The following is a 12,926-nucleotide window of genomic DNA, read 5'->3' as shown; positions in this document are numbered from 1 at the left end:
ATAAACCCTCATATTTGTATATAAATACGATATAATTATAGATAAAAATAACGTGTGCCCTAATACTAACACTAATAACTAAATCAATTTAAAATCCAATTAATTATGAAAACAAGAATCTTAATCTTACTAGGTGCTTTTGCTCTACTTTTTTCTGTAGATGCACAAGCTCAAAAATTAAAGAAATTTGGTGGTTTAACTGAAAAAAAGATAGGCCCTAAAACGATTAAAGTACCATACACAGATATTGTATCTTATATGGGGTACGCAGCTCCTGGTAATGAGGATGAAGTAAAAGATGGCAAGAAATTTTACTATATCTACGTGTGGATACCAGCAGTAGCTCCAGAACTTGGAGTTAGAATGATGTCTCCTGTTGCGGGAACTAAAGTAAAAGGTGCTACAGCGTCTGCAGCATATACAGAAAATGCAGGTTCTAAAGACTTTTTTGATACGTACATTACTTTAGAGCGATCAAGTATCATAAGCAAAGATAAAATTAGTGACGAAGGCGTAAAAGCTGCTAAATGGACTACATTAGAACGCAATGATGATAGTAGCGAAATGCCTAAACAACCTAGCGGAAGCAGCTATAACTCTTTATTAAGATATAAGAGTGAAGTAAGTGATCCTCTTAAGGCATTAACCGTAGGACTTTATAGAATCGGGTTTACCACTTATAAAACAGGAGAAGTAAAAGGTACTTTCTTAGCACAAGTTGCTGCTCCGATCAAATTACCAGGAGTGGTAATGGCTAAAACCATCGAAGATTTGAAAAAAGGATTAAAATAAAATCCAACCCAAATTAAAAGGCACACATCTTTAGTATTCCTATGTTTTCATAGAAAAACATAGGAATACTTTTTTTATAACGACATGTTAGCCTTCATTTTCTCTACAATATTATACGCTGCAGGACAAATAGCTACATTCTTTAATGTTAAGTTAGAAATCTGCTGAAATTTTTTTCTATCTGTATGCGGATATTCACGACATGCTTTTGGTCGTACCTCATAAATAGAGCAATAATTATCAGCTCCCAGGAAAGTACAAGGCGTTTGTTGAAGTATTAAATCCCCGTCTTCGTCTCTTCTTAAATATTGCGCTTCAAACTGACTGAGTTTCATTCTTAAGTGTTTTGCTATACGCTCAACATCTTTATCTGTAAATAATGGACCTGTAGTTTTACAACAGTTAGCACATTGTAAACAATCTGTTTGCTCAAACTCTTCATCATGCAGCTCCTGCATGATGTGATCTAACTTTTTAGGCGGTTTCTTTTTAAGCTTCGCAAAGAACTTTTTGTTTTCGTTATGTTTATCTTTGGCCAGCCGTGGTAATTGATCTATAAAATCTTGCATACCGCAAAAGTAAGGCTTTTGATAATTACGATTGATGAGTTACAAATTAAGATTTGATTCTATTTAAAATCAAATCTGTATTATAGCAAGCAAATGAAAAAATAAAACGTAGTTATATTTTCTTTATCTATTTTTAATAAAGAGAAATTACCAAAATAAATTGCTTCATTATACTAATGAAGAGAATATAAACTAATACTAGTACTACGTAGAAAATCGTAAAGCGAGAATCTACAATCGTAAATCACAAATATGAACAAAGATATCTTCGGAAACGCCATTAGAGACTTTTATAATCAAAAATATACTGAAGATATCATCGTGCAAGCTCCAGACTTTGACGACGATAGTATTCCTGTTCCTTATTTATTTAGAACTTATCCAGAGATGCCCGTTATAGAGCAAAAAGCATTAGATTTCTCCTATGGTAAAGTTTTAGACATAGGTTGCGGTGCCGGAAGTCATGCTCTCTATCTTCAAAATGAAAAAAAACTCGATATAACCGCCATAGATATTTCTGAAGGCGCAATAGAAATATGTAAAAAAAGAGGCCTTAATAATGCTAAAGTTCAAGATATTTTTGATTTCAAAAACGAAACATTTGACACCCTGCTATTAGTAATGAATGGAAGTGGAATTATCGGTAAATTAAGTACTATCGATAGATTCTTTACTCATACTAAAACGCTCTTAAATCCTGGAGGGCAGGTTCTACTAGACTCATCAGACATTGCATACCTTTTCACAGATGATGATGGCGGTTTTTGGGTTGATGCCTCTGCAGGGTATTATGGCGAAATGCGTTACAAACTGAAATATAAAAAGCAAGAATCGGATTGGTTTGATTGGTTATATATTGATTATAATACATTACAAAATGCTGCTAATGCCAATGGTTTTTTATGCGAATTGTTATGTGAAGGAGAAAATAACGACTATTTAGCAAGACTTATAGTCAATTAACAAAATGAGTATATATAATTGATGGTATAATCTTTGTGGAAAAGCAATACATGCATTAAAACAATGTTAACATAAAAGTATACTCTACTATTTATGAGTTTATTTACCAATACTAACAACTTTAAAAAGAAATCTTGTGCAGCTATTAAAATTTTTAAGTTACCTATTCATATCCTCATTTATTCTTGTTAGTTGTTCTGATGATGACGATAACACTCCAATTAACAACAACGAATCTCAAGTTGCAAATTTAAGACCTCTGGGCTCTTCTGCAAATGACCTTTTAAGTGCTACGACTTTTAATAGCCTGTCTATAGAAATTGTATCTGTTCAAGGTTTTGAACCCACTGCAGCTGCAATAAGTGGATTTAGAGAATTTTTACAAGAACGATTATTTAAACCGGATGGAATCACGATTACACAACGTACCGTAACTTCTTCAAATAATGCACCTTTTAATATTGAAGAGGTAGCAGAAATAGAGAATGATACTCGTTCTTTATTTAATCTAGAAGATGATATTGCTGTTTATGTATACTTTGCCGATGGCGGTAAAGAAGACGATACCGATGAACAGGTTACCTTGGGTAGTGCTTATTTAAACACTTCTATGGTAATTTATGAAAGTACTTTACGTAGATTAAGTACAAGGCCCAATGCACCATCATTAAGCACTATAGAAACCGCAACCTTAAACCACGAATTTGCTCATTTGCTTGGATTGGTAAATATTGGTACTCCTTTACAATCAGAGCATGAAGATACAGACGCCGATGGTGATGGTAATGGGCACTGTAACGTACCAAGTTGTTTAATGGAAGCCGCTATCGAGTTTGGTAGTGGTATGATGGGTATGGGAGAGGTAATCCCTGAGCTTGATGCGCAATGTATTGCAGATTTACAAGCAAACGGAGGGAGATAAGTAAACTTCAAGCTAATCTTCGACATAAAAACTATTTTAACCCGAACATTTATAATTTCTAATATTCTTGTTATCTGATTTTTAGATGAAAAAGAGCGTATTTAGTTACAAAACTTTGTAACTTTTAGTATTCTTTTTCATCTAAATGGTAAACAAGAGGCAATGGAGCGGATTAAAATTAATGATTATAAGACTCATAAAATATCAGATTCTGATGTGATACACCGTATACATTCGGGAGAAAAAGAGTTATATGAAATCTTGCTAAGAAGGAATAATCAAAAGCTTTATAGGGTGATAAGAAGCTATATAAATGATCAGGCTGAAATTGAAGATATTATGCAAAACACCTATTTGAAAGCCTATGAAAAATTATATCAGTTTAAACATGACTCGCAGTTTTCTACATGGCTAATTCGAATTGGAATAAACGAAACTTTAGCCAGGTTAAAGACTAAAGGAAAATATATCAAACTATATGAATCTGAACATAGTCCTTCTAAAGATTTTATACTTGAGGTACCCGATGCAGAACAGTTAAATCCCGAAAAGAAGATGATTAGAAAAGAAGCCCAACAAGTACTTGAAAGAACTATTGATCGGTTAGCAATAAAATACAGAACAGTTTATGTCCTCAGAGAAATTGAAGGTATGAGTATAGCCGAGGTATCTGATTGCCTGGGGCTAACCATATCCAATGTAAAAGTTCGTCTTCATCGTGCCAAAGAAATGATTCGAGAAGAACTGTATGAGCTTTCTTTAAACACCGAAATTTTCGAATTTGGATTCAGCAAATGTGATACTCTGGTTATGAAAGTAATGCGTATTATTTAATAGACCTTCTCCCCATTTAAATAGGTGGCATTCACTTTAATATTTGGAATTTTGTTTTCCTCGATTTCCATGATATTATCTTCAAGAATTACAAAATCAGCAAATTTACCTGCTGTAATGCTACCTTTTTCAGTTTCTTCAAAATTACTGTATGCGGCCCAAAGGGTCATCCCTTTTAAGGTTTCTTCACGGGTAAGTGCATTTTCTTTTTGAAAACCTCCATCGGGATATTGTTTTAGATCTTTTCGGGCCACAGCTGCATAAAATGTATAGAAAGGACTTACATGCTCAACAGGATAATCAGTTCCTAAGGCTATTCTGCCTGTTTTCTTTAAAAGTTCTTTATAGGCATAAGCTCCTTTGATACGGTCTTCTCCCAATCGTTCATCGGCCCAATACATATCACTAGTTGCATGAGTAGGCTGCACACTCATCACCAGATTATCATTCAACATATCAAACTCTTCAGAAGCTACAACTTGTGCATGCTCTACTCGCCATCTACGATCAGATTTATTTTTAAGTACTTCATAATATGTTTTTATAACCACTGCATTTGCAGAATCACCAATAGCATGAGTATTCATCTGGAAAGGAGATGCTGCTAATCGCATTGCCAAGGCTTTAAATTCATCATTACCAATAACCATTGCGCCATAATGATTCTCTTGATCGGCGTACGGTTCTTTTAACGCTGCTCCCCTAGATCCTAAAGCCCCATCTGCATAGACTTTAAATGAAGATACATTAAGCTGATCTGTCTTATGCACTCCATTCTCTAAATAATAATCTACATATTCGGGTACATTGCTTACCATCGCATACATTCTAATGTTGAGCTGGTCTGTTTTTTGAAGACTATCTACTAAAGCGATTACCTCTGGACTTAGGCCTGCATCGTCAACTGTAGTTAGTCCATAACTGAAATTAATCGCCTCGGCATCTTTTAAGCCTTGTATCTGCTCTTGTAGTGTTGGCCCCGGAACTATTGCCCCAATCAACCCCATTGGATTATCGATTAATACTCCTGTAAGTTTCCCGTCTTTTTTAAGAATTTCACCCCCGGTAGTTTTTGTATCCACCGTTATTTTAGCCATGTCTAATGCTTTTTGATTTACTAATAAAGCATGACCATCCACTCTGGTTACGGCAACCGGAGTATCAGGAAACAGGCTATCCAGTTTTTCTTTGGTCGGAAACTCTTTTACTTCCCAATCATTCTGATCCCATCCACGACCTGTAATAAAAGACACTTTCTTTTCCTTTTGAAAAGCTACTATGCGATGAAGTACCTCATCATAACTTTTAGTACCCATTAGATCCACCTTTTGCTGCTGTAACCCTAATCCATAAAAATGACAATGTGCATCGATCAATCCTGGTATTATTGTTTTTCCTTCTGCATCCAATGTATCTGCGACGTCATAAGTATTTAGTAACTCTTCACTTGTTCCTACCGCAATAAACTTGCCTTCTTTAATTACAAATGCCTCTGCTTTTGGTTGGTTTTCGTCTACGGTATACACATTCGCATTTAATACCAATACATCTGCAGGTGTTTTAGGCTGTTGACATGAAATAAAAAGTAGCGTACTAACGAATAAAAAAGTGATTTTTTGCATTGTGTAGTTGAGTTGATTTGTGTTTATGAAGCCTAAAAATAGGGATATCTGTGTTTTGAAGTGGTTAAGATTTTCTTAATATAAAAGAAAGTATCCTTTATCACATTAATGGTAATTGGGATAAACCACTGTTAGTCTTTATCAACACACTTTCTTCGCTATTCTATATCTCTTTAGGATCCTTCACCCCTTTAATCAAAAGCCACAGGCATAATGAAATTTCGCCTATATCTGCAGGTATAGTGATATTGCTAAAAAATACAGACTCATGATTTGGGAATAAAAAATACATGCCTACATCGATCAAATCTCCAATACAACCAAGCATTAACATAATACCAATAATCTTAGGAATGATCCCTGATTTAAAGATCATATATCCCAAAGGAAGTAGATATAGACCATAAAAAATTTGGTCTATAAAATATCCATTAGTATGCATTTTTAAAAAGAAAATGGCCAAGCCGTCTAGTTGATCCGTTTCAAAAGCGTTTAAATAATCCGCACCACTAGTTAATAGTAATACAGCAACTTGATTTAGCATATTCATGCAATAAATCGCCACGGCAATCATAACAGATGCAACCATTACTTTGGATTGAAACGTATTGATCTGTTTAAAAATTAAATACAAAGCAAAAGGAAAGAAGAAAAAAGCGATTGACATAACGAGATCACTCACAATACCTAAGCGAAATAACCATTCTGATGCTTTTATATTTTCGATAGTTGCAACAGTATCTCCAGGCACAAACATTTTACTACGCACAAAGAACTCTGCAAATACTCCGCATAGTACTAAAATTAGAAATAATAACCCTGCTACTCTTGCTAATTTTTTGTTTGAATACATCCCATTGATTTTTTGATTGATACTATGTCGACGATCTAATAATTAGATTGTTACAATGAACCACCATATCTTCGATACTATTGATGCGTTATTTTTTATAAAATTTAGATCATAAATCAGGTAGTATAACTGCAAACTAGTTTCTATACATATTAAAAAAACATAAAATTACTCTCTAAATTTTTAACTAGGATTGTATTTGAAGATAACGTAGTTTAGAACTTGAAAAAGAATACAACTACTTAATACGCAAAAAATGAATAATACCAAAGATCATTCGAAACATGAGGGTTTATTAAGTTTAAAAACTGTCATCAGAACAAAAGATTTTGAAGCTTCAAAAATATTCTATACCGAGATTCTAAACCTGGGTATCGTACAAGAGTATAATGATGGTGATGGCTCTAAAGGATTAATATTAAGGTTTGGTAAGGAAGGTAGTACAGCCTTTTTTGAAATTTCAGAAATAAAGCATGATCATTATTATTATCAAGAACCTTTTAGTGATCCCATTAAAAATGATAAAATAGATATACAATTAAGAACCGATAATATAACGTATTGGGCAACCCGTCTACATGAAAAATGGAGCGCACGAGGCCCAGTACTTCGGCCATGGGGTTCTTATTATCTTTATTTAAGAGATCCCGATGGATTGCAAATCATTATTTATCAAGAAAAGGCTAAATAATTATAGATTTCACCTTCTTATAGCCTCATCTCCCAAAATTCCTGATCCATGGTTTGACCAAATAGTTCTACATTCTTATGTACCGTTTTTATAGTAAATCCATATTGATCATACAAATTTCTGGCGCTCTTAAGAAGGTCGTAAGTTTCTAGTTCTATTGATTTATAGTGATGATTTCTACAATGTTGTATGACTACGTCTAACAATGTTCTCGAAATACCGTTTCCTCTGTATTTAGGAGAAATCAATACAAAATTGATAAATGCTTTGGTATCGGATATATTAGAAATTGCTATAGACCCCACTCTTTCTTCATCTGTTTCGCAAATAAAAACGGTATCAAATGATGATTTTTCCTTTCTAAAAAAATGGACAAACTTATTCGCTATGTGTATTTCGAAATTAGGATCAAAATTAAATTCTTCAATATAAATTTCGCCATGCATTGAGATAATCCATCCAATATCTCCCGGCTTATGCTTTCGAATATTAAATTCCATTTGTAAATCAAAATTTTTATATAAAGCTATGAGATATAAAAATGATGGCAATTCAATTTAAAAATAACTTAACAAATATATTGGCTATCAAAGTCTTTAGCATAAAAAAACCTCACAGGTCCAGGAGACCTGTGAGGTTTACACTCTTATACAAGAAAAATTACTTATTTATAGTAATCCAGTTATTGATTTTATCTTCTAATAATGCTAGTGGCACACATCCGGTTTCTAGCACCTGGTTATGAAACTGACGGATATCAAACGTATCCCCAAGCTCCTGCTCTGCTTTAGCACGAAGTTCTCTTATTTTTAGTTGCCCAATTTTATAAGATAATGCTTGTCCTGGATTTGCCATATAACGCTCGATCTCTGAGATGATTCCTGCTTCAGATTCAGCTTCATTATCTAAAGAATATTGTATCGCTTGTTCACGAGTCCATCCTTTAGAGTGTAACCCTGTATCAACAACTAAACGAATTGCACGATGCATTTCTGCTCCCAGCATACCAAAATATTGGTACGGGTCTGTATACAATCCTAATTCTTTACCTAAGGATTCACTGTATAATGCCCAGCCTTCACCATATCCACTATACCACAATGTTTTTCTAAACTTTGGTAGTACTTCGCTCTCTTGCGTTAATGAAATCTGATAGTGATGTCCAGGGATAGCTTCATGTAAAAATAAAGATTCGTCGCTATAGGTATTATACTTTGTAACTTCTGGTATTGGCGTGTAGAAAATCCCAGGTCGTGTACCATCCAAGGATCCCGGATTATACTCTGCGCTTGCCGAATTCTCACGAAATGCTTCTGTACGGCGCACCTCGAAAGGTGTTTTAGGCTTCACATCAAACAGTTTTTCGATCTGTGGTTTCATACGATCATGAATCGCATTAAAATTATCGATCACTTGTTGTGGCTCTGTAAATGGCATCAACTCTTTCTTGTTACGCACATGGTCAAAGAACGATTTTAGGTCTCCTTTGTACCCTACTTCTTCTTTTATCTTCTCCATTTCTGAAGAGATTCGTGCTACTTCAGAAAGTCCTAATTTATGGATCTCATCGGCAGTCATATTCGTAGTGGTATACAACTTGATTTGATATTTATAAAAATCTACACCATTTGGGACCTCGGCAATACCCGAACTAGCTCTACCCGCTTCGAGGTATTCTGTACTCATAAACTGGTGAAGGCTTTTATACGCGGGGATGATTTTTTCTGAAACCATTTTGGTATATGCTTCTGTTACCTGTTTTTTATCCTCTTCAGAGAAATCTTCAGGAAAATTTTTGACAGGACTATAAAAAAGATGCTTATCCAGATCTTCAACGGTTAATGCTTCTAATTGTGGAAGCACTTTTACGATTAAAGATTTTGGTAAGACATACCCGGCTTTCATTCCTTCTTTCATTTTTGCTTCGGCCGAAGCCATCCACTCTAGGTATCCTTCAAGACGCTTTAGCCAATTGTTATAATCTTCTACAGTCTTAAAGGGTTGAGCGCTGGCTCCACTTGCTAACTGCCCTGCCATAAGATTAATCGACCACATTTGATCAATCGGAAAATAATCTGTTTTAAAAGCATACTTTTCGAGATTCATATCGCACTCCCAGTTAAGAATTGCTTTAGTCATTTTTTCACTTTCAGAAAGAGTGGCATCATCAAACTTTGCTAATTCTTCTTTGTACTTAGCGTAGTATGCCTTTGTTTTGGCTACTATTTCTTCTGCCAAAGGGTTAGAAAACTGGTCGTTAAAACGATTATCTCCGGTAAAAGTCGCCTGCAGAGGGTTGAGCTGAAGGCCTTCTTCGTAGTAGTTATCCAGCATCTCATTAAATTTAGCCGTAATATCTACTTCTGCTTTTGATTCTTTTGTGGTTGTCTCATTTTTACAAGCTGTAAAAACTATAGCCAAACAAGCCATAGCAAGCATTTTTTTGATCATGATATTGTGAGTTTTTGTTTTTAAGGAAGGAAAGGTAGGAAAATTAGTGTTAATAGAAATGCCTCTTAACATTATAGCAACACGTACTACTTTGGTTAATCAAAATTGAACCTCATAACAACAAAGAATCAAACTCTAAATTGCCATGAGGCATTTATAATATATTGTTATATAGAAAACTTGTCTAATGTTACCTTTTCTTTTTGATTATTGAGTTTTATAAATTTTATCTCCTTAGTCTCATTGGGTAATCCATAATTAGTGTAAATGGTATATTTAAGAAATGACTCTGATGATTTAGCCGTTTTCCTATTGACATTAAGGTTTACAACCCATTGTCCTTCAAATGATTTTTCGATAATAAACTCTTTAGACAAAGCTCCGTTTTTTGTGTCTTCCTTAAAGGATGCTTTGTTCTCTTCGGATTGATTAGACCATTCATAATATCGCATTTTGGGGTTGACAAACTGAAGAACAAATTCTGCCTCTGGGTCGTTCCAATCAAAAACTATACGAACAGGAGCACTTTTAACAACAAGAAGCTTTGTGGGCACATCAGAGTATGACACTTGTATTCGATGATTATTTAATAGATGTTGTATTTGAGATTTTGCTTGAGCTAAAAGGGGTGTAAAATCGACATTATTATCCCTATTCTGAAGCATTATTTTGTAGATCTCGAACGCATCCTGATATCTCTTATTTTCTTTATATGTTCTGGCTAGATCAAGATACGATTGCGCATAATTAGGTCGAATTTCAAAAATATTTTCATATACCAACAAAGCACTTTCTTGATCACCTATCTTTTCTAATCTAAAGGCTAATGCTCTTAATGCTTCATAATCTTTACGATTAGAAATTTCGATTAAATTAGATAATACTTCTCTTGAAAAATTCTCATTCCACTTTTTAAAATACTCGAAACTGTTTATAAAAAAAATGGTCTCCTTTCCATGATATTGTATTAATTCAAAATATTCATCTAAAGCCTCTTTATATGTCTTACTATCAAATAATGTGTCTAAGTAATCAGGCCTCCTATTATTAGAATTATGAATTAATTTGGGATGCGCATAATTTTTGGTCGTTTCGGTAAAATCCTCATAATCCTTAGTTTGTGATCGCATATCATTAGCAAACAGTACTGTCTTTATGTAAAAAACTCCATTTCTGGCTAATCTACCATATTGAATAGCGCCAGATAAACCTGGTACATACGTAATGCTTTCAATCATTGGAGGAAGTATATGTACTGGCAAACCACCAATGAATGGAATACCGTCTACAACGAATAAAGGAGTCGAACATGATACATTGGAAGAGTTGCTACGACTATTAAAAATTCGATTATTACGGACATTAACTCCTGGAAACTGAGCTCTTAAGAGATCTGGCAAGAAAATAGCCGACTGAATAAATTTATCTTTGGTAAGAGTATAAGCGGCAAACCCAAGCCTTTGTTTTTCTTTATTCATTCCTCCTAAATGAATGACTTCTTGAGGGTCATTATGCTCTTTACCTTTTACTTTTACTTGACTCAACTCATTATATTTAGGTTTAAGGTTAATTTTAATATCCTCGGGAACATCCAATACGATCTCTTTGCCTTCAAAACCAAAATGTGATAATTCTAACATATCACCTTCTTTCGCATTTACGTAAAAAACTCCATCTTTATTAGTCTCACTATGCAATAAAGTACCTTTAACTAAAACCCTACAGCCTTGAACAGGAGTATCATCTTCTGATAAAACAATACCTTTAACCACTTCTGATGATCCTACTAAATCATATATCAGAGGATCTACTGTCTTATTAAAAAAGTAATCTAATGCTGCTATTGGATCGGTTTTTAACAGATTTACATATAATCCATTTGTAAAATTTGCCGATTGTTGTAATTCGCCATGATTTGAGTTCATTTTGCTACTCACATAAAAAACCGGTACATGGTAGGCAAATTCTGGTTTGCCATAATTATAATTTCCGTCTGTAAATACCAAATATTGATCTGTGCTGTTTTTTTCTTTAAAGAGTGTTGAAAAATTTGTGGCCCCATTATATTTGATTGCCCTAATCTCATTAATCAAGCCTTTGCTACTTCCGTTTTCGATTACAAATGTTTTGGATTTTGACGATGTATTAGAAAAAGTGATCAAATCAACTTTTACATTCACGATTCTTGAAAAGTACTCTTCCAGAAATCGTATTTCTTTGTCAATGTCTCTATTTTGCATAGAAAGCGATGTATCCCAATATAAAGTAATGTGCTCCGGTTTCTCTCGATCATTAGATGTATAGAGTGACAAGGGATTCTCGGTATGGATTTTAAATGCTATTCCTACATTTTTTCTTAGTTTCCATTTATCGTGGCTTACTCTTTTTGTAAAAGAATGCCCAATACTATTCCCTGTAATTGCGAATCTTAAATTCTTACCATAGACTTTAAGAAGTTCTATACTGGCAATAAAATCATCCTCAACAATAATATCATATTCAGATAAATCGATAGTTTCTTCTCCTGTTTTTCGAGAAATCGTATGATATAGGTTATTCGTCACCAGATCAACACCCGGCTTACCATTATTGTTTTTATATATATGTACTCGTACCAAGAGGCTATCTGCAGTATTTTCAACTACATTAAATCTTAGGTTTAAAAGTTTAGTATGTTTTTTTCTTGATGTAATAAAAGCTCCTATTTGACTACCTAATGCATTTTTATCACGCCAATGTGCTAAAACATCTGAATCGTATGTAATGTACCCTATAGAATCTAGTTTACTTTCTTTAAAGGATTCATAAGTAACCGCGGTATTTATTGTTGAAGGCTCTAAGAAGATTTTATTGCTTGTATTAAGCATCTCAAAAAGTTGATCATATGTATAGCTTACCTCCTTATATCCAACACCAGAAAATTGTATTATATCATTATGATCAATATCTTCCTCATCATAACGTAAATAAAATCTTCCATTTTTATGACTTACAGTACCAACACCTTTATCAATAAAACCAATATTAGCATAGGGAACCGGTTTATTTGTTTCTTGATTAAGAACAAAAGCATCTATTAATACTTCATACTGACTATATGAAGTAAGTGTAGTTGCCAAAAAGAATACTAAAAACAAAAGCTCTCTATTTCTCATAACCCCAGATTTAAACAATTCATGTTTCCTAAAATAAAAAACAATCAACTGTAAATCAACAAGTTTAACGTTAA

At 33.8% G+C, this 12,926-nt stretch carries 11 protein-coding genes; 5 read left to right on the top strand and 6 right to left on the bottom strand.

All coding sequences use genetic code 11. The annotated features are described in order from the left end of the window. The first annotated feature begins 105 nt into the window (after positions 1-105). A complete protein-coding gene (locus ABW637_RS11255; protein WP_367584794.1) occupies positions 106-792 on the top strand; it encodes a Lipl32 family lipoprotein in 687 nt (228 codons plus the stop codon). 74 nt (positions 793-866) lie between these two features. Here ABW637_RS11255 and ABW637_RS11250 read toward each other — a convergent pair whose 3' ends face one another. After that, positions 867-1,361 carry a YkgJ family cysteine cluster protein gene (locus tag ABW637_RS11250; protein WP_367584793.1) on the bottom strand — a complete coding sequence of 165 codons (495 nt, stop codon included), beginning with the start codon at positions 1,359-1,361 and terminating at the stop codon, positions 867-869. Positions 1,362-1,613: 252 nt separating this feature from the next. Between ABW637_RS11250 and ABW637_RS11245 the strand changes: the two genes are divergently transcribed. The 3 genes from ABW637_RS11245 (at position 1,614) to ABW637_RS11235 (ending at position 4,080) form a co-directional block, all read left to right on the top strand. Further along, on the top strand, positions 1,614-2,324 hold the full coding sequence (locus ABW637_RS11245; RefSeq protein ID WP_367584792.1) for a class I SAM-dependent methyltransferase: 711 nt from the start codon (positions 1,614-1,616) through the stop codon (positions 2,322-2,324). 136 nt (positions 2,325-2,460) lie between these two features. After that, positions 2,461-3,246: a hypothetical protein gene (locus ABW637_RS11240; RefSeq protein WP_367584791.1), complete on the top strand. Its 786-nt coding sequence runs from the start codon at positions 2,461-2,463 to the stop codon at positions 3,244-3,246. A gap of 162 nt (positions 3,247-3,408) precedes the next feature. Further along, complete coding sequence (locus ABW637_RS11235; RefSeq protein WP_367584790.1) at positions 3,409-4,080, top strand: RNA polymerase sigma factor; 672 nt, start codon at positions 3,409-3,411, stop codon at positions 4,078-4,080. Here the strand turns inward: ABW637_RS11235 and ABW637_RS11230 are convergent. Further along, on the bottom strand, positions 4,077-5,702 hold the full coding sequence (locus ABW637_RS11230; protein ID WP_367584789.1) for an amidohydrolase: 1,626 nt from the start codon (positions 5,700-5,702) through the stop codon (positions 4,077-4,079). The genes ABW637_RS11235 and ABW637_RS11230 overlap by 4 nt on opposite strands. A gap of 163 nt (positions 5,703-5,865) precedes the next feature. After that, positions 5,866-6,555 (bottom strand): DUF4386 domain-containing protein, encoded by a 690-nt coding sequence (locus ABW637_RS11225; RefSeq protein WP_367584788.1) that lies wholly within the window; start codon positions 6,553-6,555, stop codon positions 5,866-5,868. A gap of 256 nt (positions 6,556-6,811) precedes the next feature. On the opposite strand from ABW637_RS11225, the gene ABW637_RS11220 reads away from it, so the two are divergent. Continuing rightward, complete coding sequence (locus ABW637_RS11220) at positions 6,812-7,246, top strand: VOC family protein (protein WP_367584786.1); 435 nt, start codon at positions 6,812-6,814, stop codon at positions 7,244-7,246. 17 nt (positions 7,247-7,263) lie between these two features. Here the strand turns inward: ABW637_RS11220 and ABW637_RS11215 are convergent, their stop codons facing one another. The 3 genes from ABW637_RS11215 to ABW637_RS11205 all read right to left on the bottom strand — a co-directional run bounded on the left by ABW637_RS11215 (position 7,264) and on the right by ABW637_RS11205 (position 12,852). Continuing rightward, positions 7,264-7,746, bottom strand: a complete 483-nt coding sequence (locus ABW637_RS11215; RefSeq protein ID WP_367584785.1) for a GNAT family N-acetyltransferase — start codon at positions 7,744-7,746, stop codon at positions 7,264-7,266. Positions 7,747-7,906: 160 nt separating this feature from the next. Next, positions 7,907-9,697: a DUF885 domain-containing protein gene (locus ABW637_RS11210; RefSeq protein WP_367584784.1), complete on the bottom strand. Its 1,791-nt coding sequence runs from the start codon at positions 9,695-9,697 to the stop codon at positions 7,907-7,909. A gap of 167 nt (positions 9,698-9,864) precedes the next feature. After that, positions 9,865-12,852, bottom strand: coding sequence for a DUF2135 domain-containing protein (locus ABW637_RS11205; RefSeq protein ID WP_367584783.1), 2,988 nt, complete (start codon positions 12,850-12,852; stop codon positions 9,865-9,867). Positions 12,853-12,926 lie beyond the last annotated feature (74 nt).

It is taken from the genome of Aquimarina penaris (assembly GCF_040786285.1).
In the GTDB taxonomy this organism is placed as follows: domain Bacteria; phylum Bacteroidota; class Bacteroidia; order Flavobacteriales; family Flavobacteriaceae; genus Aquimarina.
This window is presented reverse-complemented; position numbering and strand designations above follow the sequence as displayed.

Bases quoted from the DNA above. Each gene is read 5' to 3' on its own strand.
- ABW637_RS11255 (WP_367584794.1), top strand. From the start codon at position 106: ATGAAAACAAGAATCTTAATCTTACTAGGTGCTTTTGCTCTACTTTTT.
- ABW637_RS11250 (WP_367584793.1), bottom strand. From the start codon at position 1,361: ATGCAAGATTTTATAGATCAATTACCACGGCTGGCCAAAGATAAACAT.
- ABW637_RS11245 (WP_367584792.1), top strand. From the start codon at position 1,614: ATGAACAAAGATATCTTCGGAAACGCCATTAGAGACTTTTATAATCAA.
- ABW637_RS11235 (WP_367584790.1), top strand. From the start codon at position 3,409: ATGGAGCGGATTAAAATTAATGATTATAAGACTCATAAAATATCAGAT.
- ABW637_RS11230 (WP_367584789.1), bottom strand. From the start codon at position 5,702: ATGCAAAAAATCACTTTTTTATTCGTTAGTACGCTACTTTTTATTTCA.
- ABW637_RS11225 (WP_367584788.1), bottom strand. From the start codon at position 6,555: ATGTATTCAAACAAAAAATTAGCAAGAGTAGCAGGGTTATTATTTCTA.
- ABW637_RS11220 (WP_367584786.1), top strand. From the start codon at position 6,812: ATGAATAATACCAAAGATCATTCGAAACATGAGGGTTTATTAAGTTTA.
- ABW637_RS11215 (WP_367584785.1), bottom strand. From the start codon at position 7,746: ATGGAATTTAATATTCGAAAGCATAAGCCGGGAGATATTGGATGGATT.
- ABW637_RS11210 (WP_367584784.1), bottom strand. From the start codon at position 9,697: ATGATCAAAAAAATGCTTGCTATGGCTTGTTTGGCTATAGTTTTTACA.
- ABW637_RS11205 (WP_367584783.1), bottom strand. From the start codon at position 12,852: ATGAGAAATAGAGAGCTTTTGTTTTTAGTATTCTTTTTGGCAACTACA.